Below are 17,563 nucleotides of genomic sequence, written 5' to 3'. Positions count from 1 at the left end.
TTGGCGTCCGAGGATCCGAGCGCTGGTGTGCGAGATTCAGAGCGTGGCAGCGCGCGAGGGATCGATCAAGCGCGCAGGCGTTACTCGGGCGGGGGCGCGTACCGGCACCGGCCCCCGTTGACAGCCCGTCATTCCCGTTCGTCAGTCGGCGAGCTGCCGTTGGACCGCCTGGGCGTCGATCAGATAGTTCATCTCGTAGAAGCGGCCGTCACGGACCTTGTGGAAGGCGTACTCCGCGTACTCGACCGTGGCGCCGGTGGGGGTCAGGCCGAACCATTCCTTCGCGGGCGTGCCCTTGTTGAACAGACGGGCCGCCACGCGATCGCCCTCGATGGCGAGGTCTTCGACGCGCCAGGTGAAGTCCGGCACCGCGCTTCCGTGTCCCTCCAGCTCCGCGATGACCTCGTCCCGCGTGACGGGTCGGCCGTTCATGACCAGCTCGTCGTGGATGAATTCGGTCATGCGCTGAAACTCGTGGGTGTTGAGTGCGTCGATGTAGCGCTGGAAGAAGGTGCGCAGGTCGGTGTTGGACATGATGGCCTCTCTGTCGCCCCGGATCGGGGTCGTGCGTGCGGATGGTTCGGGCAAAGTTCGGTACCGATCGATACCGAAAGCGACTGTAGCACTTTCCGCACCGCCCGGTACAGAAGAGGTAGCATCGGTCGCATGGAGACAGGACAGAAGGCGCCGATCGGCCGGCCGAGGGGCTTCGACGCCGACAAGGCGCTCGAAGCCGCCATGCGGGTCTTCTGGGAACAGGGCTACGAAGGCGCGAGCCTCACCGACCTGACCAACGCCATGGGCATCACCCGCACCAGCATGTACGCGGCCTTCGGCAACAAGGAGGAGCTGTTCCGCAAGGCGCTGGAGCGCTACTCCGAAGGTCCCGCCTCGTACGGGGACCGGGCCCGGCGGGAGCCGACCGCCCGGCGGGTGGCCACCGCGTTCCTCAACGGCGCCGTCCGCGCCACCACCCGCCCCGGCTGCCCCGCCGGGTGCCTCAGCGTCCAGGGATCACTCGCCGCCGGAGTCCCGGGAAGCAACGCCCGCGACGCGCTCGTCGTCTGGCGCAACGAGCACACCTCCGTCCTCCGCGACCGGTTCCGGCAAGCTGTGGACGAGGGCGACCTGCCCCCCGACGCCGATCCCGGCCTGCTTGCCCGGTACCTCATGACCGTGGCGAACGGCATCGCCGTCCAAGCCGTCAGCGGCGCCACTCGCGACGACCTCCAGCAGGTGGCCGACATGGCCTTGCTGAGCTGGCCACCGGCTGCGGGAGAGTAGCCTCCGCAAGCCCCGTGCGGGAGGCCGTCGAGGCGCGGGACGCACCGGCGGCCGTCGAGGCGCGGGACGCACGGCGGCGGCGCTGACGCGGGCCGGGGTCGGTCGGGACCCGGGCCGATCGGCCTCACGCCGTCTCGGACTCCCTCTCGCGCTCCTCCCGCGCCCTCAGTTCGCGGCGGAGGATCTTCCCGGACGCGGCCCGCGGCACGCCCCCGATGAACTCCACCCTGCGGACCTTCTTGTGCGGGGCGACGTGTTCCGCGACGTACGCCATGACGTCCGCCCCCGTCAGCCCTGCCGCCGACGGCTGGCGGACGATGTACGCCTTGGGGATCTCGTTCCCGTCCTCGTCGTGGACACCGATGACCGCGGCGTCCGCTATCGACTCGTGGGCCAGCAGCAGCGCTTCGAGATCCGCGGGGGCGACCTGGAACCCCTTGTACTTGATGAGTTCCTTCACCCGGTCCACCACGAACAGCCAGCCGTCGGCGTCGACCCGGCCGATGTCGCCGGTGTGGACCCAGCCGTCGGCGTCGATCATGTGGGCGGTCTCGTCGGGCCGGCCGAGGTAGCCCTTCATCACCTGCGGGCCGCGGATGAGGACTTCGCCGTCGGCGCCGACGGGGGCGTCCGTGCCGGGGTCGTCGAGGGAGACGATCCGCATCTCGGTGCTGGGCAGGAGCTTGCCCACGGCTCCGGCGGGCGGGTTCTCCGCGTCGAGCGGGACGACGTGCGTGCCCGGTGACAGCTCGGTCATCCCGTATGCCTGGCGGACAGGCGGCAGTCGCAGCCGGGCCGAACAGGCCGCGGCGAGGCGGGCGTCGAGGGGTGCGGCGGCGCTGACGATGTAGTCGAGCGAGGAGAGGTCGTAGCGGGCGACGGCCGGATGTTTGGCGAGCGCGAGGACGATCGGCGGGGCGACGTACAGGCCGTTGATGCGGTGTGTCTCGATCGCGCCGAGGAACTGGTCGAGTTCGAAGCGCGGCAGTACGACGACGGTCGCGCCCCTTCGCAGCGGCGCGTTCATCAGGGCGGTGAGGCCGTAGATGTGGAAGAACGGGAGCACGGCGAGGATGCGGTCGCCGGGGCGCATGGGCATGACCGGGTCGAGCTGCGCGAGGTTCGTGGCGATCGAGCGGTGCGTCAGCATGACGCCCTTGGGCGAGGCGGTGGTGCCGGAGGAGTACGGGAGGGCGGCGATGTCCTCGGCGGGGTCGATGCCTGTCTCGGAGACCTCGGCCGGCTCCGTGGCGATCATGTCGAGAATCGAACGGTGGCCCGGCGCCCGGTCGCAGACGAAGATCTCCTCGATGCCGCCGACCAACTCGGCCGATCGGCGGGCGACTTCGAGCAGCGGCGACACCGTGACGATCCACCGGGCCGAGGAGTCACGGAGCTGCTTCGCGAACTCCTCGGCGGACGACAGCGGATGGACGGTGGTGACGGACGCCCCCGCGCGGGTGGCTCCGTAGAACACGACCGGATACGCGACGGTGTTGGGGCTGTGGAGGGCCAGTACGTCGCCCTTGCGCAGACCCGCGTCGCGCAGCCCGGCGGCGGTACGGCGGTGGAAGAGGTCCAGTTGGGCATAGGTGACGGTGGTGCCGTCCGTACCGTCCAAGAGGGCGACGGCCTCGCCGAACTCCGCCGCGCGGCCGAGCACCGCGTCGTGGATCGGCAGATCGACCGGTGCGACATCCGCGTACTCACTGTGAAAGATCATGATGACCGCCCCTTCGACGCGTGGAGGGACAGAATGGCCTGTCTCAGTACGACTTGGGGAGACCCAGGGACTGGTGGGATACGTAGTTCAGGATCATTTCCCGGCTGACGGGCGCGACTCGGGCCACGCGGGAGGCCGTGATGAGGGACGCCAGACCGTACTCGCGGGTGAGGCCGTTGCCGCCGAGGGTGTGTACGGCTTGGTCCACGGCGTGTACGCAGGCCTCCCCCGCCGCGTACTTGGCCATGTTGGCGGCCTCGCCCGCGCCGGCGTCGTCGCCCGCGTCGTAGAGGTAGGCGGCCTTGCGCATCATCAGGCGGGCGAGTTCGATCTCGATGTGCGCCTGGGCGAGCGGGTGCGCGATGGCCTGGTGGGCGCCGATGGGCTGCTGCCAGACCTGACGGGTCCTGGCGTAGTCGACGGCCTTGTCGATCGCGTGGCGGGCCATGCCGAGTGCGAAGGCGGCGGTCATGACGCGTTCGGGGTTGAGGCCGGCGAAGAGCTGGAGGAGCCCGGCGTCCTCGTCGCCGACGAGGGCGTCGGCGGGCAGGCGTACGTCGTCCAGTACGAGCTCGAACTGCTTCTCCACCGCCTGGAGTTCCATGTCGATTTGAGTGCGGTGGAAGCCGGGGGCGTCGCGCGGGACGATGAAGAGGCAGGGCTTGAGCGAGCCGGTCTTCGCGTCCTCGGTGCGGCCGACGATGAGGGTGGCGTCGGTGATGTCGACGCCGGAGACGAAGACTTTGCGGCCGTTGAGTATCCAGCCGCCGCTGCCGTCCTCGGATTTGCTCGCGGTGGTGGTGATGCGGTGCGAGTTGGATCCGGCGTCTGGTTCGGTGATGCCGAAGGCCATGGTGCGGGAGCCGTCGGCGAGGCCGGGGAGCCACTCGCGCTTCTGCTCCTCGGTGCCGAAGCGGGCGATGACGGTTCCGCAGATGGCGGGGGACACGACCATGAGGAGCAGGGGGCAGCCGGCGGCGCCCAACTCTTCGAGGACGATGGAGAGTTCGGCGAGGCCGCCGCCCCCGCCGCCGTACTCATCGGGGAGGTTCACGCCGAGATAGCCGAGCTTGCCGGCCTCGCTCCACAGCGTCTCGCGGTCGAACCCGCGGCCGTGGCGGCGGCCGAGGGCGGCGACGGCGGCGCGGAGGTCCTGGTGTTCCTGCGTTTCGACGATGCTCATGTGTTCCCCTGCGTGGTGTCGGTGGCGGGAGCGGGAGCGACTACGGCGAGAAGCGCGCCGACCTCGACCTGGCTGCCGGGGGCGGCGTGCAGCGTGGTGAGCGTGCCGGAGGCCGGAGCGGTGATGCGGTGCTCCATCTTCATGGCCTCCAGCCAGATGAGCGGCTGCCCGGCGGTGACGGCGCTGCCCTCGCCGATCCCGTCGGCGATCCGCACGACGGTGCCGGGCATGGGCGCGAGCAGCGAGCCGGGCGCGGTGGCGGTGCGGGGGTCGGTGAAGCGGGGGTGGGCGAGGAGGCGGTACGAGCCGGTGGGACCGTCCACGTAGACGTGGCCGCCCTCGTCGCTGTGGTCGGCAACGTCGAAGTGCCGTAGGACGCCGTCGAGTTCGAGGGTGACGCGGTCGGCCGCCACGGCGACGGCGCGTACGGCGTCGTCCTCGACGCGGAACCCGTCGCGGGTCCGGTGGTAGCGGACCTCGTGCCCGCCGTACGTCTTGGTCTGCGGCTGGGACGGGAGATTCCGCCAGCCGCCGACGGGGTGCCCGCGCCGTACGGCGTCGGCGAGCGCGGCGGCGAGGGCGGCGTGCCGGGCGTTGTCGTGGTCGCCGTCGCCGGGTGCGGTGAGCGCGTCGAGGTGCCGCTCGTAGAACCCGGTGTCGACGCGCCCGGCGACGAAGTCCGGATGCCGCAGGGACCGTACGAGCAACTCCCGGTTGGTGACGGGCCCGTGGATGCGGGCCCGCCGCAGCGCATCGCCGAGCAACCGGACGGCCTCGCCCCGGGTGGGCGCCCAGGCGACGACCTTGGCGAGCATGGAGTCGTAGTACACCCCAACGCGATCACCGGCCCCATACCCGACATCAACGCGAATCCGGGGCCGGTGGCCAGGGCCCGCGAGGGCGGGGGCGGGGGCGGCCGGGTCGGCGCCCGGCGCCACGCCGGGGCGGGCCACCCCTTCTTCCCCCGGACCCGGCTGAAGGCCAACGCGCTTGCCGTGGGCGTCGGTTGCCCTCGGCTGGGCGTACGCGTCCGCGTGACCGTCACCACCACCAGCGGTGTCCAGCCCACCGACACCCGCCACGGCACCCGCGCCCTGCGGGCCGTCGCCGGCCGCCAGGCCGGCCAGGCCCGCCCTCCCCAGGTCACCCCCCACCCCCCGCACCGCCAGTTCGAAAATCCGGCCCGGCTGTGGCGTCCAGCCCTTCGTTGGGTCCTCCGCGTACAGGCGGGCCTCCACCGCGTGGCCCGTGGGGGGTGGAGGGGATGGGGGGAGCTTCGCTCCCTCCGAGACCGCGAGTTGGAGCGCCACCAGGTCCACGGCGAACACCTCCTCCGTCACCGGGTGTTCGACCTGGAGGCGGGTGTTCATCTCCAGGAAGTACGCCCGGCCCGTCGGCGAGAGCAGGAACTCGACCGTGCCCGCGCCCCGGTACTCCACCGCGCGCGCCGCCGCCACCGCCGCGGCCGTGAGGGTCGCGCGCAGTTCCGCAGGCAGACCGGGGGCCGGGGACTCCTCGATCACCTTCTGGTGGCGCCGTTGCAGCGAGCAGTCGCGTGTACCCAGCGCCCACACCGTGCCGTACGCGTCGGCGAGGATCTGGACCTCGACATGCCGGCCCCGTTCCACGTACGACTCCGCGAAGACCTCGCCGTCACCGAACGCCGACCGCGCCTCGGCCGAGGCCGCCGCCAACTCGGGGGGCAGATCCGGCAGTTGACGGACCACCCGCATCCCCCGGCCCCCGCCCCCCGCCGCCGCCTTGATCAGCAGCGGCAGGTCCGCCTCCGTCACCGACGCCGGGTCCACCGGCGCGAGCAGAGGGACGCCCGCCGCCGCCATCAGTTCCTTCGCCCGCGTCTTGGACGCCATCGCCTCGATCGCCTCGGGCGGCGGCCCCACCCACACCAGCCCCGCGTCCAGCACGGCCCGCGCGAACTCGGCGTTCTCCGAAAGGAATCCGTAGCCGGGATGCACCGCGTCCGCGCCCGCCGCGAGCGCCGCCTTCACGATCAGGTCGCCGCGCAAATACGTGTCCGCGGGCGCCGATCCCGGCAGCCGCACGGCCGTGTCCGCCTCCCGTACGTGCAGCGCGCCGCCGTCCGCGTCCGAGAAGACGGCGACCGTGCCGATACCGCGCTCGCGGCAGGTCCGGAAGACCCGGCACGCGACGTCGCCGCGGTTCGCGACCAGAAGAGTTGAGATCATCACAGCCCTCATCACTCACATTCGGAAGACGCCGAAGCCGCCCCGTACGCCCTCGACCGGTGCCGTGTGCACCGCCGACAGGCACAGGCCGAGCACCGTACGGGTGTCGCGCGGGTCGATGACCCCGTCGTCGTAGAGCCGCCCGGACAGGAACACCGGCAGCGACTCCGCCTCGATCTGCGCCTCCACCATCGCGCGCAGCGCCGCGTCGCCGTCCTCGTCGTACGGCTGTCCCTTGGCCGTCGCCGCCGCGCGGGACACGATCGACAGCACACCCGCCAGTTGCTGCGGCCCCATCACCGCCGACTTGGCGCTCGGCCAGGCGAAAAGGAACCGCGGGTCGTAGGCCCGGCCGCACATGCCGTAGTGCCCGGCGCCGTACGACGCGCCCATCAGCACCGACAGATGCGGGACCTTCGAGTTGGCGACCGCGTTGATCATCATCGCGCCGTGCTTGATGATGCCGCCCTGCTCGTACTCCTTGCCGACCATGTAGCCGGTGGTGTTGTGCAGGAACACCAGCGGGATGTCACGCTGGTTGGCGAGCTGGATGAACTGCGCGGCCTTCTGCGACTCGGCGCTGAACAACACGCCCCGCGCGTTGGCCAGCACCCCCACCGGATAGCCGTGCAGCCGCGCCCAGCCCGTCACCAGGCTCGGCCCGTACAGCGGCTTGAACTCGTCGAAGTCCGAGCCGTCGACGATCCGCGCCACCACCTCGCGCGGGTCGAAGGGGATCTTGAGATCGCCGGGGACGATGCCCAGCAGCTCTTCCGCGTCGTACTTGGGCGGCTCGGCGGGCCCGGGATCCGGCTGCGCCTTGCGGTGGTTGAGGCGCGCGACGATCCGCCGCGCCTGGCGGATCGCGTCGGGCTCGTCCACCGCGAAGTGGTCGGCGAGCCCCGACGTACGGGCGTGCATCTCCGCGCCGCCGAGCGATTCGTCGTCGCTCTCCTCGCCCGTCGCCATCTTCACGAGCGGCGGTCCGCCGAGGAAGACCTTCGACCGCTCCTCGATCATCACGGTGTGGTCGGACATGCCGGGCACATACGCCCCGCCCGCCGTCGAGTTGCCGAAGACGACCGCCACCGTGGGGATTCCGGCGGCGGACAGCCGCGTCAGGTCGCGGAAGAGCGCGCCGCCGGGGATGAAGATCTCTTTCTGGGAGGGGAGGTCGGCGCCGCCGGACTCGACGAGGCTGATGAGCGGCAGCCGGTTCTCGTACGCGATCTGGTTGGCGCGCAGGGCCTTCTTCAGCGTCCAGGGGTTGGACGCGCCGCCGCGTACGGTCGGGTCGTTGGCGGTGATGACGCATTCGACGCCCTCGATCACGCCGATCCCGGTGACCATGGACGCGCCGACGGGGTAGTCGCTGCCCCACGCCGCGAGCGGGGAGAGTTCCAGGAACGGGGTGTCGGGGTCGAGCAGCAGCTCGATCCGCTCACGGGCGAGGAGCTTTCCGCGTGTACGGTGCCGGGCCACGTACTTCTCACCGCCGCCGGCCAGCGCCTTGGCGTGCTCGGTGCCGAGTTCGGCGAGTCTGGTGAGCATCTCGGCGCGGTGTGCGGCGTGTTCGGGGGACGCGGGGTCCAACGCCGAGTGGAGCACGGTCACAGCAGAACCTCCGGGATGTCGACGTGCCGGGAGCGCAGCCACTCGCCGAGCGCCTTGGCCTGCGGGTCGAACCGGGCCTGGGCGGCGACGCCATCGCCGAGGAGACCGTGGACCGTGAAGTTGAGGGCGCGCAAGTGGGGCAGGACATGCCGTACGACGGTCAAGTCCCTTGCCTCGGGGGCGAGTTCACGGAACAGGTCGACGGTCAGCGTGTGCGCGAGCCAGCGCCAGGCCTCGTCGGTGCGCACCCACACGCCGACGTTGGCATCGCCACCCTTGTCGCCGCTGCGGGCGCCGGCGATCACGCCGAGAGGGGCTCGGCGGGTGGGGCCGGCGGGGAGGGGGGCGGGGAGCGTCGGTTCTTGGACCGGCTCAAGTGACCTGGTGTGTACGGGAGTCGGGACCCGGACGCGGGTGCCGTCCGGCAGCACCGCCGTGTGCGGGACCTCGGCCGCGGGCACGTACGCCGCCTCGAAGACTCCGTACGGCGCGCCTTTGCCGGGCGGCGCGGTCACATGGAAGCCGGGGTAACTGCCCAGCGCCAGCTCGATCGCGGCGCCGCTGACCGCCCGGCCGACGGCGTCCGGGTCGGGGTCGCGGACGACGAGCCGCACCAGCGCGCTCGCGGTCTCCTCGGTATCGGCGTCCGCCCGGTCGGTGCGGGCGAGTTCCCAGCGGACGTCGGCGGGCCGCCGGACGGAGAGCGCGTCGGTGATCTGGTCCTTCACCAGCCGTGCCTTCGCGTCGATGTCGAGGCCGGTCAGGACGAACACGATCTCGTTGCGCCAGCCGCCGATCCGGTTGAGCCCGACCTTGAGCGTGGGGGGCGGCGCCTCGCCGCGTACGCCGGAGATCCTGACCCGGTCGGGGCCGTCCTGGCTGAGCCGTACGGTGTCGAGCCGGGCCGTCACGTCCGGGCCCGCGTACCGGGCGCCCCCGGTCTCGTACAGCAACTGCGCGGTGACGGTGCCGATGTCGACGATCCCGCCGGTGCCGGGGTGCTTGGTGATGACGGCGGAGCCGTCGGCGTGGATTTCGGCGAGCGGGAAGCCGGGGCGGCGGACGCCGTTCCCGCCGTCGTGCGCGGCGAAGAACGCGTAGTTGCCGCCGGTGGCCTGGGTGCCGCACTCCAGGACGTGCCCGGCGACGACCGCGCCCGCGAGCGCGTCGAGGCGTGCGAGCGCACCGGGATCACCGGGCCCGTGGCCGTCCCAGCCGAAGTGCGCGGCGGCGGGGCCGGTGACGAGGGCCGCGTCCGTGACCCGTCCGGTGACCACGACGTCGGCGCCCGCGCGCAGGCACTGCGCGATGCCGGCGCCGCCGAGATAGGCGTTGGCGGTGAGCACGCCCTCGCCCCAGTCGCGGGCGGCCAGCAGGTCGTCGCCCTCGACGTGCGCGACGCGCACCGGGACGCCGACGCGCTCGGCCAGTTCGCGTACGGCGGCGGCCAGTCCGGCCGGGTTCAGCCCGCCCGCGTTGGCGACGATCTTCACGCCGCGCTCGTGCGCGAGCCCGAGCCCTTCCTCCAACTGCCGCAGGAAGGTCTTGGCGTAGCCGGACGCCGGGTTCTTCAGCCGGTCGCGGCCGAGGATGAGCATGGTCAGTTCGGCGAGGTAGTCGCCGGTGACGACGTCGAGGGGGCCGCCGGTGAGCATCTCACGCAGCGCGTCGAAACGGTCGCCGTAGAAGCCGGAGGCATTGCCTATCCGCAGGACGCCGGGGTCGGGACCGGGACCAGGGCCGGGGGTGGTGTCCGGCACCGTCACGCCCCCTTCGCCGGGCGGCCGGATTTCGCCGGGCGGCCGGGGCCTGCCGGGCCCGCGAAGGCCTGCGCGATGTCCAGCCAGCGGTCGGCGTCCGCGCCCTCGGCCCGTACGGCGAGGTCCGCGCGGTGGGCGCGCTGCGTGGCCAGCAGACAGAAGTCGAGGGCGGGCCCGGTGACGCGCTGGCCGGCGTCCTCTGGGCCGTACGCCCACAACTCCCCTCCAAGGCCGGTGAGTTCGACCCGGAAGGGGGCTGCGGGCGGCTGCTCACCGTGCACAAGATAGGCGTAGTCGCGGGCCCGTACGCCGATCCACGCCACATGCCGCAGCCGGGCGGTGGGCTCGCGCCGTACGCCGAGCGCGTCGGCGACGTCCTGGCCGTGCGCCCAGGTCTCCATCAGCCGCGCGGTCGCCATCGACGGCGCGCTCATCGGGGGCCCGTACCAGGGGAAACGCGCACCGGCGGGCAGGGAACGCAGCGCAGCCTGGAGCCGTTCGCGGCCCTCGCGCCAGCGGATGAGGAGCTGATCGGGCGGCAGTACGGCGCCGGCATCGGCGCCCTCGTCCACGAAGGTGGCGGGGGCGGCGAGCGCCCTCGCGGCCAGGTCGGCGAAGGCGGTCTCGTCGGTGACGGCGAGGAGGGACGCGGTGTCGGTCCAGGTGAGATGGGCGATCTGGTGGGCGACGGTCCAGCCCGCCGCGGGGGTCGCGAGCGACCAGCCCGTGCCGTCCAACTCTGCGACGAGCCGGTCGAGTTCCTCACTCTCGCTGCGCAGATCGTCGAGGACGGGCGCGGCAGGGTCGGACACGTGGTGCGCTCCGATCGGACTCGCGGGACACGGCGTCGTACGTGTCCCGGAGCATGGCAGCGCCCGGAGAAACAAGCAAGCGAGCTTGGTTTACTTCAGGCCGCTTTCCTGGCCGGTGGGCGCCGCGTCGTTACCGGCCTTCCGGGCGGCCGTCAGCTTCTCCCGCGCGGCGTCGCGTTCGGCCCTCACCTCCGCACGCCGGCCCGCCTGCGTCCGGACGGCGCCGATGCTGGCCGCGATGACCAGCGCGATCGCCAGCGCGTCGGTGAAGGTCAGGCTCTGGTGCAGGACGAGGAAGCCGGCCATCGCCGCGATGGCCGGTTCGATACTCATCAGGATCGCGAACGTCGGCGCGGGCAGCCGCCGCAGGGCGAGCAGTTCCAGGGTGTACGGCAGGACGGACGACATCAGCGCCACCAGGAGCCCGAGCCCGATCGTGGAGGGCACCAGCAGCTTCGAACCGGCCTCCAGGATGCCCAGCGGCAGGGACAGCAGTGCGCCGAAGGCCATGGCGAGCGCGAGCCCGTCGGCCTGCGGGAACCGCTGCCCGACGCGGGCGCTGAAGATGATGTACGTGGCCCACATCGCCCCCGCCGCGAGGGCGAACGCCGCGCCCACGGGGTCGAGCCGGTCGAACCCGCCCCCGCTCAGCAGCAGCACACCACCGAGCGCGAGCCCGGCCCACAGGAGGTTGCCGAGCCTGCGCGAGACGATCACGGACAGCGCGAGCGGCCCGAGCACCTCCAGGGTCACGGCGGCGCCCAGCGGGATGCGGTCGGCGGCCTGGTAGAAGAGGAGGTTCATGGCCGCCAGGACCGCCCCGAAGAAGAGCACGGTGCCCCAGTCGGCACGCGAGTGCCCGCGGACCCGGGGCCGGCAGATCACGAGCAGCACGAGGGCGGCGAGCACGAGCCGCAGGGTCACGACGCCGACGACCCCGGCGCGCGGCATCAACAACACGGCGACGGCGGCGCCCCACTGCACGGAGAGCACGCCACTGACGACAAGCACGAGGGGCCCGAGGGCCCGCCGCCCACGCTCCCCGCCCAAGGCCTCCGGCGCCGCGCCAACACCTGCGACTACGGCACGCGGCTCATCCACCGGGGACCTCCTCCAGATCACTTAGGGCAACACAATGGACTTCGAGATCTAACATACTGCACTCGGAATTGGGGTCATTCACCGAGTCGGCTTCTCACGGTAGACACACACCGACACCGACAGCAGACATCCGAGGTAGTGTGGATGTCATGACCGCAGCCTATGAGGACGTCCCCTTCAGCGAGTTGCTGCACCACCCGGCAAGGACGACGCGCCGCCTCGACAGCGTCCGTGCGCTGCGGCTGCGGCGGCGGGACGCCGACGACCTCGCCCTGATCAGCGTCGACCAGATGGAGAGCGACAGCGCGGTGGTCGACTTCACCGCCCGTCTGCTTGCCGGGCTGGTCCGGACGGAGAACATCCCGGCTCTGCGGTCCGCTCTGCCGGACGCTCTGCCGTGGACGACGTTCCTCCCACCGGAGGACGTCGACGTGCTGATGGACGAGCTCGTCAGCACGGCACAGGGCGCGACGGCGCTGGACAACCTCTCGCCCATCGCGCTCCTGCTCACCCAGTGGCGGCACACGGCAGAGGTGCACGCGGACCCGGCCCTCCACGCGGTACTGACACGCGACCCCGAGGGCGACCTCGGCCCCGCGCTACGCCCGGAGGAGTCGGCATGAGCCCCAAACGCGGAGACCGGGCGGCACCGCCGCCCGTTGCCGGCGAATACGACCTCCGCTTCGCGAGCAGCGAGGCGGCCACGGGATGGGAGCACCTGTCGCGGCACGCGGCGGGCAACTTACGCAAGGCGTTCGACCGCATCCGCGCCGATCCGCGCGGAGCGGACTCCCCTGAGCGCCAGCACCGACTCAAAGGTGCCCTCGGCACGGGCGAGTTCAAGGGTCAGCGTCTGGAACGTTGGCAGTTCGAGGTCACCGCGGGAGGCCGTGTCTGGTACCTGGTGGACGACACGAACCGCACGGCCTGGATCACCTTCGCCGGGGCCGGGCATCCGAAGCTGACCGACTGAGCTGCTCGCCAGAGGAGTCCAGCGCATCCGCCAGCACCTCCGCCAAGTGCTTCGCGCCTCCGTCCGCCAGTTGGTCCAGCTGTGTGCGGCACGAGTAGCCGTCCGCCAGGAGTCGCGTTCCCTCCTCCGCCGCGCGGACCGCGGGGAGCAGTTGGTCCTCCGCGCAGGCCGTCGAGACCTCGTAGTGGCCCTTCTCGAAGCCGAAGTTGCCCGCGAGGCCGCAGCAGCCACCGCTCAACTCGCCCGTCAGGCCCGCCCGTTCGCGCAGGCGGCGGTCAGCTCCGTCGCCGAGGACCGCGTGCTGGTGGCAGTGGGTCTGGCCCGCGACCGGGCGGTTCACCCGGGGTGGCTGCCAGTTGGGCGCGCACTCCTCCAGGGTCTGGGCGAAGGTCCGTACGGACGCGGCGAGGCGGGCCGCGCGTGGGTCGTCCGCGAGGAGTTCCGGCAGGTCGGTCTTGAGCGCCGCCGCGCAGCTCGGTTCCAGGACGAGGACCGGCAGGCCCGTGTCGAGCAGCGGTGCCAGCCGGTCCAGGGTGCGGCGCATGACCGTGCGGGCCTGGTCGAGCTGGCCCGTGGAGACGTACGTCAGGCCGCAGCAGACCGTGCCCGCGGGCAGGGTGAAGCCCACCCCCGCCGCGTCCAGGACCCGTACCGCCGCCCGCCCCACCGACGGCGACAGGTGCTCGGTGAAGGTGTCCGGCCACAGCACCACCGCCGGGTCGTCGACCCGATCCCGCCGCTGCCCCCGCAGCCACCGTGTGAACGTCCGCGGCGCCAGGCGCGGGATCGAGCGCTCCGGCGCGATGCCGCCCACCCGCTTGGCCAGCGCGGCGGCTCCCGGCACCCGTACCGCCGCGTTCAGCAGGCGTGCGAAGGGCGCCGCCGCCCGGAGCCAGCGTGGCAGCCGCCCCATCGTGTAGTGCGCGGCCGGCCGCCGCCGCCCCGCGTAGTGGTGGTGCAGGAACTCCGCCTTGTACGTGGCCATGTCCACCCCCACCGGGCAGTCGCTGCGGCAGCCCTTGCAGGACAGGCAGAGGTCGAGCGCGTCCTTGACCTCGGCCGAGCGCCAGCCGTCCGTCACGATCTCGCCGGCCAGCATCTCGTGCAGCAGCCGGGCGCGCCCGCGCGTGGAGTGCTGTTCGTCGCCGGTCGCGCGGAACGACGGACACATCACCCCCGGGCCCGAACTCGGCCCCTCCACCCGGCACTTGGCGACCCCCACACAGCGCCGTACGGCCGCCGAGAAGTCGCCGCCCACCACACCGTCCGCCTCGCCGTCGTGCGGGTAGGCGAAGGCGACGTCGACCCGCCTGCGCGGCAGGACCTCGAAGCGCAGGTTCTCGTCCAGCCTGGCCGGCCGGGCGATCGAACCGGGGTTCATGCCCCCCGCCGGGTCCCACACGTCCTTGAACCGCCCGAAGAGACCGGTCAGTTCGTCCCCGTACATCGCCGGCAGCAGCTCGGAGCGCGCCAGCCCGTCGCCGTGCTCGCCGGAGAGCGAGCCGCCGTGCGCGACGACGAGCCCCGCGACGTCCTCCGAGAAGCGGCGGAAGCGCCGTACGCCGCCGGTGCTCAACAGGTCGAAGTCGATGCGGACATGGATGCAGCCGTCGCCGAAGTGCCCGTACGGCGTTCCCCGCAGCCCATGTTCGGCGAGCAGGGCACGGAACTCCCGCAGATACGCGCCGAGTTGGGCGGGCGGTACGGCGCAGTCCTCCCAGCCCGGCCACGCCTCGCCGCCGTCGGCGCTGCGCGTCGCCGTGCCCGACGCGTCCTCCCGTACCCGCCACAGCGCACGGACCCCGGCCGGGTCGGTCACGACCGTGCCGTCCAGGGCGTCGGCGGCCCGCAGGATCCGCTCGGCGTGCGCGCGGGCCTCGGCGACGGTGGCGCCGCCGGTCTCCACGAAGAGCCAGGCGCCACCGCGCGGCAGGTCGTGCGCGCCGGGAACGAGATCGTCGGCCATGCCCTCGACGGTCAGCGGGTGGTACGGCAGCAGCCCGGCCGCCGCCTCGGCAGCCGCGCTCTCGTCGGGGTAGCCCAGCACCGCGAGCACCCGCACGGGCGGCGACTCGACCAGCCGTACGACGGCTTCCGTGACGACGCCCAGCGTGCCCTCGCTGCCGCAGAAGGCGCGGGCGAGGTCGGTGCCGTTCTCGGGGAGCAGCGCGTCGATCGCGTAACCGGAGATACGGCGCGGCAGGCCGGTGGGGTAACCGGTGCGCAGGAGCGCGAGGTTGGTCTCCACGAGGGGGCGCAGCCCCTCGGGCGCGCCGTCCCAGCTCCCCCGGCCGAGGCGTAGCGCGGCGCCGCCGTACGTCGTGACCGACAGCTCGTGGACGTTGTCGGCGGTCGTCCCCCACGCGACGGAGTGCGACCCGCACGAGTTGTTCCCGATCATGCCGCCAATGGTGCAGCGGCTGTGCGTGGACGGGTCGGGCCCGAAGGTCAGGCCGTGCGGTGCGACGGTGTCGCGCAGCCGGTCGAGGACGACCCCGGGCTGTACGACGGCGGTACGCGCCTCGGTGTCGACCGACACGATCGAGCGAAGATGCCGGGTGAGATCGAGGACGACTCCGATGCCGGTCGCGTTGCCCGCGATGGAGGTGCCGCCGCCGCGTGGCACGACCGGTACGCCGTGGGCGCGGCACACGTCGAGGGCCGCCGCGACGTCCGCCGCGTCACGGGGGGAGACGACGCCGACCGGGACGCGGCGGTAGTTGGACGCGTCCATCGTGACCAGGGCGCGGGCGGCGGAACCGAAGTCCACCTCGCCGCGCACGGCCCGCTCCAGGTCTCTCGCGAGTGCGGTGGCCGCCGCCGTGGTCGCGGTGGACTCCGCCGTCCTCTCACGTGCCGTACGCATCCCCGTTCCCCGCTTCCCGTGCCGCTCCCGGTGCTCAGCCATTCCCCCAGGATGCCCCGCCGGACGCATCTCACGACGTGAACCACTCCCCTGACGCCCGGCGGAAAACGTCTAGGCTGCCGCCGTGGCCGACATTCAGATTCCCGCTGACATCAAGCCCGCCGACGGTCGATTCGGCGCTGGCCCCTCCAAGGTGCGTACGGAGGCGGTCGACGCACTGGCCGCGACCGGTACCTCTCTCCTCGGCACGTCCCACCGCCAGGCCCCGGTGAAGAACCTGGTCGGCGCGGTGCGCGACGGCGTGCGCGAGCTCTTCAAGCTCCCCGAGGGCTACGAGGTGATCCTGGGCAACGGCGGCTCCACCGCCTTCTGGGACATCGCGACGCACGGTGTGATCGAGAACAAGTCCCAGCACCTGAGCTTCGGCGAGTTCTCGTCGAAGTTCGCGAAGGCGTCGAAGCTCGCGCCGTGGCTGGCCGAGCCGACCGTCATCTCCGCGGCCCCGGGCAGCCACCCGGAGCCGGCGGCCGAGGCGGGCGTGGACGTGTACGCGCTCACGCACAACGAGACCTCCACCGGTGTCGCCGCGCCCGTCAAGCGGGTCGCGGGCGCCGACGAGGGCGCGCTGGTGCTGGTCGACGCCACGTCGGGCGCGGGCGGTCTGCCGGTCGACATCGCCGAGACCGACGTCTACTACTTCGCGCCGCAGAAGTCCTTCGCCTCCGACGGCGGCCTGTGGATCGGCGTCTTCTCGCCGGCCGCGCTGGAGCGCGCGGCGCGCGTGCACGGCTCGGGCCGGCACGTGCCGGAGTTCTTCTCGCTGCCGACGGCGATCGACAACTCGCTGAAGAACCAGACGTACAACACCCCCGCGCTCGCCACGCTCTTCCTGCTGAACGAGCAGCTGACCTGGCTGAACACCCAGGGCGGCCTCGACTGGTCGACGGCCCGCACGGCCACGTCGGCGCGGACGCTGTACGGCTGGGCGGAGTCGTCCAAGTACGCGACGCCGTTCGTGGTCGACCCCGCGCAGCGCTCGCAGGTCATCGGCACGATCGACTTCGCGGACGAGATCGACGCGTCGGCGGTCGCCAAGGTCCTGCGCGCGAACGGCATCGTGGACACGGAGCCGTACCGCAAACTGGGCCGCAACCAGCTGCGCGTGGCGATGTTCCCGGCGATCGACCCGGCGGACATCGAGGCGCTGACGGCGTGCGTCGACTACGTGATCGACAAGCTCTGAGCCCTCAGCCCTGAGCCGTAGCCGTAGCCGTACGGCGGAACGCTACGGGCTCCAGTAGCCCGTGGCGTGCACGCGGTGCTTCGGCAGGCGCAGTTCTCTGCGTGCGTACGAGGCGAGAGCCCGTGTCGTCACCGTGTCGCAGGCGATCCACACGTACGCCCCGGCCCGGTCCTCACCGACCAGGCCGGGCAGCGCGTCCTTGACGGCGGCGACCAGCCCTGGTGCCCCGCCGCCCTGCCGGGGCACCCTGCGTACCTCGTGCCGGTCCGGCCGTATCCGCAGCGGCAGCCGGTCGTCGTCGGGATGGGCCGTCTCCAGCCAGATGGTCGCGGACGCGGCCCCGGCGGCGTCGAGCAGCGAGTTGAGCGCGGGCACCGAGGCCCGGTCCCCGACGAGGAACATCCGCGCGGGCGGCGGCTCGGGCAGTCGGTACTCCCTCCCGCGCAGGGTCGCCTCCACGGTGTCCCCCGGCCGCGCGGCCCGCGCCCAGTCGCTCGCGGGCCCGTCATGGAGCGCGAACTCGACGGCGAAGGTACCGGCCGCCGGATCGGGATCCACGAGCGTGTACGCGCGCTGGTGCGGCTTCCCGCCGTTGTCGAACCAGAGGCGCACCCACATGGTGGGATACGTCCCGGTGCCGGCGAGCATCCCCCCGTCACGGAACCGCACGCGGCGGTACGCACCGGTGACGTCCTCGCACCCGATGACGGTGAACGTGAAGTCGACGCCACCCATGACCTTGAGGACAACGCCCTCCCAGCCGTGACCCATATGGACCCTCCGCGTTGAAGTTAGGT

Annotated in this window: 14 protein-coding genes; 4 read left to right on the top strand and 10 right to left on the bottom strand. The window is 72.3% G+C overall.

The features are described 5' to 3' along the window. Nucleotides 1-141 precede the first annotated feature (141 nt). Nucleotides 142-534: an ester cyclase gene (locus ACFWV8_RS22210; RefSeq protein ID WP_384204871.1), complete on the bottom strand. Its 393-nt coding sequence runs from the start codon at nucleotides 532-534 to the stop codon at nucleotides 142-144. A gap of 132 nt (nucleotides 535-666) precedes the next feature. Here ACFWV8_RS22210 and ACFWV8_RS22205 point away from each other — a divergent pair, with 132 nt between their 5' ends. Continuing rightward, complete coding sequence (locus ACFWV8_RS22205; protein ID WP_384204868.1) at nucleotides 667-1,284, top strand: TetR/AcrR family transcriptional regulator; 618 nt, start codon at nucleotides 667-669, stop codon at nucleotides 1,282-1,284. Between the two features lie 124 nt (nucleotides 1,285-1,408). Here ACFWV8_RS22205 and ACFWV8_RS22200 read toward each other — a convergent pair whose 3' ends face one another. From ACFWV8_RS22200 to ACFWV8_RS22170, 7 genes are all read right to left on the bottom strand, one after another. Further along, nucleotides 1,409-3,007 carry a 4-coumarate--CoA ligase family protein gene (locus tag ACFWV8_RS22200; protein ID WP_384204864.1) on the bottom strand — a complete coding sequence of 533 codons (1,599 nt, stop codon included), beginning with the start codon at nucleotides 3,005-3,007 and terminating at the stop codon, nucleotides 1,409-1,411. Between the two features lie 43 nt (nucleotides 3,008-3,050). Next, nucleotides 3,051-4,190 (bottom strand): acyl-CoA dehydrogenase family protein, encoded by a 1,140-nt coding sequence (locus tag ACFWV8_RS22195; protein ID WP_384204861.1) that lies wholly within the window; start codon nucleotides 4,188-4,190, stop codon nucleotides 3,051-3,053. Next, the gene (locus ACFWV8_RS22190) at nucleotides 4,187-6,397 is read right to left on the bottom strand and encodes a biotin carboxylase N-terminal domain-containing protein (protein WP_384204856.1); all 2,211 of its coding nucleotides are present in this window, start codon (nucleotides 6,395-6,397) and stop codon (nucleotides 4,187-4,189) included. Before ACFWV8_RS22190 ends, ACFWV8_RS22195 begins: the two co-directional genes overlap by 4 nt. 15 nt (nucleotides 6,398-6,412) lie before the next feature. Continuing rightward, on the bottom strand, nucleotides 6,413-8,011 hold the full coding sequence (locus ACFWV8_RS22185; RefSeq protein WP_384204852.1) for an acyl-CoA carboxylase subunit beta: 1,599 nt from the start codon (nucleotides 8,009-8,011) through the stop codon (nucleotides 6,413-6,415). After that, complete coding sequence (locus tag ACFWV8_RS22180; RefSeq protein ID WP_384204847.1) at nucleotides 8,008-9,771, bottom strand: acyclic terpene utilization AtuA family protein; 1,764 nt, start codon at nucleotides 9,769-9,771, stop codon at nucleotides 8,008-8,010. The genes ACFWV8_RS22185 and ACFWV8_RS22180 overlap by 4 nt, the downstream gene beginning before the upstream one ends. A 2-nt stretch (nucleotides 9,772-9,773) precedes the next feature. After that, nucleotides 9,774-10,583, bottom strand: coding sequence for a TIGR03084 family metal-binding protein (locus ACFWV8_RS22175; RefSeq protein WP_384204841.1), 810 nt, complete (start codon nucleotides 10,581-10,583; stop codon nucleotides 9,774-9,776). A gap of 90 nt (nucleotides 10,584-10,673) precedes the next feature. After that, nucleotides 10,674-11,684, bottom strand: a complete 1,011-nt coding sequence (locus ACFWV8_RS22170; protein ID WP_384204836.1) for a DMT family transporter — start codon at nucleotides 11,682-11,684, stop codon at nucleotides 10,674-10,676. A gap of 149 nt (nucleotides 11,685-11,833) precedes the next feature. Here ACFWV8_RS22170 and ACFWV8_RS22165 point away from each other — a divergent pair, with 149 nt between their 5' ends. Beyond that, nucleotides 11,834-12,307 carry a hypothetical protein gene (locus tag ACFWV8_RS22165; RefSeq protein ID WP_384204830.1) on the top strand — a complete coding sequence of 158 codons (474 nt, stop codon included), beginning with the start codon at nucleotides 11,834-11,836 and terminating at the stop codon, nucleotides 12,305-12,307. Next, the gene (locus tag ACFWV8_RS22160) at nucleotides 12,304-12,657 is read left to right on the top strand and encodes a hypothetical protein (RefSeq protein WP_384204824.1); all 354 of its coding nucleotides are present in this window, start codon (nucleotides 12,304-12,306) and stop codon (nucleotides 12,655-12,657) included. Before ACFWV8_RS22165 ends, ACFWV8_RS22160 begins: the two co-directional genes overlap by 4 nt. Here ACFWV8_RS22160 and ACFWV8_RS22155 read toward each other — a convergent pair. Next, nucleotides 12,617-15,523: an FAD-binding and (Fe-S)-binding domain-containing protein gene (locus ACFWV8_RS22155; RefSeq protein WP_384205025.1), complete on the bottom strand. Its 2,907-nt coding sequence runs from the start codon at nucleotides 15,521-15,523 to the stop codon at nucleotides 12,617-12,619. The two genes, ACFWV8_RS22160 and ACFWV8_RS22155, sit on opposite strands and share 41 nt — an antisense overlap. 124 nt (nucleotides 15,524-15,647) lie before the next feature. On the opposite strand from ACFWV8_RS22155, the gene serC reads away from it, so the two are divergent. Further along, on the top strand, nucleotides 15,648-16,766 hold the full coding sequence (serC, locus tag ACFWV8_RS22150) for a phosphoserine transaminase (RefSeq protein ID WP_384204819.1): 1,119 nt from the start codon (nucleotides 15,648-15,650) through the stop codon (nucleotides 16,764-16,766). A 42-nt stretch (nucleotides 16,767-16,808) separates the two neighbouring features. On the opposite strand, the gene ACFWV8_RS22145 is transcribed toward serC, so the two are convergent. Then, entirely contained in the window at nucleotides 16,809-17,537 is a 729-nt protein-coding gene (locus ACFWV8_RS22145) for a siderophore-interacting protein (RefSeq protein WP_384204814.1), read from the bottom strand. Nucleotides 17,538-17,563: the final 26 nt, after the last annotated feature.

Source organism: Streptomyces sp. NPDC058665, assembly GCF_042714995.1.
Classification (GTDB): domain Bacteria; phylum Actinomycetota; class Actinomycetes; order Streptomycetales; family Streptomycetaceae; genus Streptomyces.
This window is presented reverse-complemented; position numbering and strand designations above follow the sequence as displayed.

What these genes read in the sequence shown, in the direction of transcription:
- ACFWV8_RS22210 (WP_384204871.1), bottom strand. Translation starts at nt 534, where the DNA reads ATGTCCAACACCGACCTGCGCACCTTCTTCCAGCGCTACATCGACGCA.
- ACFWV8_RS22205 (WP_384204868.1), top strand. Translation starts at nt 667, where the DNA reads ATGGAGACAGGACAGAAGGCGCCGATCGGCCGGCCGAGGGGCTTCGAC.
- ACFWV8_RS22200 (WP_384204864.1), bottom strand. Translation starts at nt 3,007, where the DNA reads ATGATCTTTCACAGTGAGTACGCGGATGTCGCACCGGTCGATCTGCCG.
- ACFWV8_RS22195 (WP_384204861.1), bottom strand. Translation starts at nt 4,190, where the DNA reads ATGAGCATCGTCGAAACGCAGGAACACCAGGACCTCCGCGCCGCCGTC.
- ACFWV8_RS22190 (WP_384204856.1), bottom strand. Translation starts at nt 6,397, where the DNA reads ATGATCTCAACTCTTCTGGTCGCGAACCGCGGCGACGTCGCGTGCCGG.
- ACFWV8_RS22165 (WP_384204830.1), top strand. Translation starts at nt 11,834, where the DNA reads ATGACCGCAGCCTATGAGGACGTCCCCTTCAGCGAGTTGCTGCACCAC.
- ACFWV8_RS22160 (WP_384204824.1), top strand. Translation starts at nt 12,304, where the DNA reads ATGAGCCCCAAACGCGGAGACCGGGCGGCACCGCCGCCCGTTGCCGGC.
- ACFWV8_RS22155 (WP_384205025.1), bottom strand. Translation starts at nt 15,523, where the DNA reads ATGCGTACGGCACGTGAGAGGACGGCGGAGTCCACCGCGACCACGGCG.
- ACFWV8_RS22145 (WP_384204814.1), bottom strand. Translation starts at nt 17,537, where the DNA reads ATGGGTCACGGCTGGGAGGGCGTTGTCCTCAAGGTCATGGGTGGCGTC.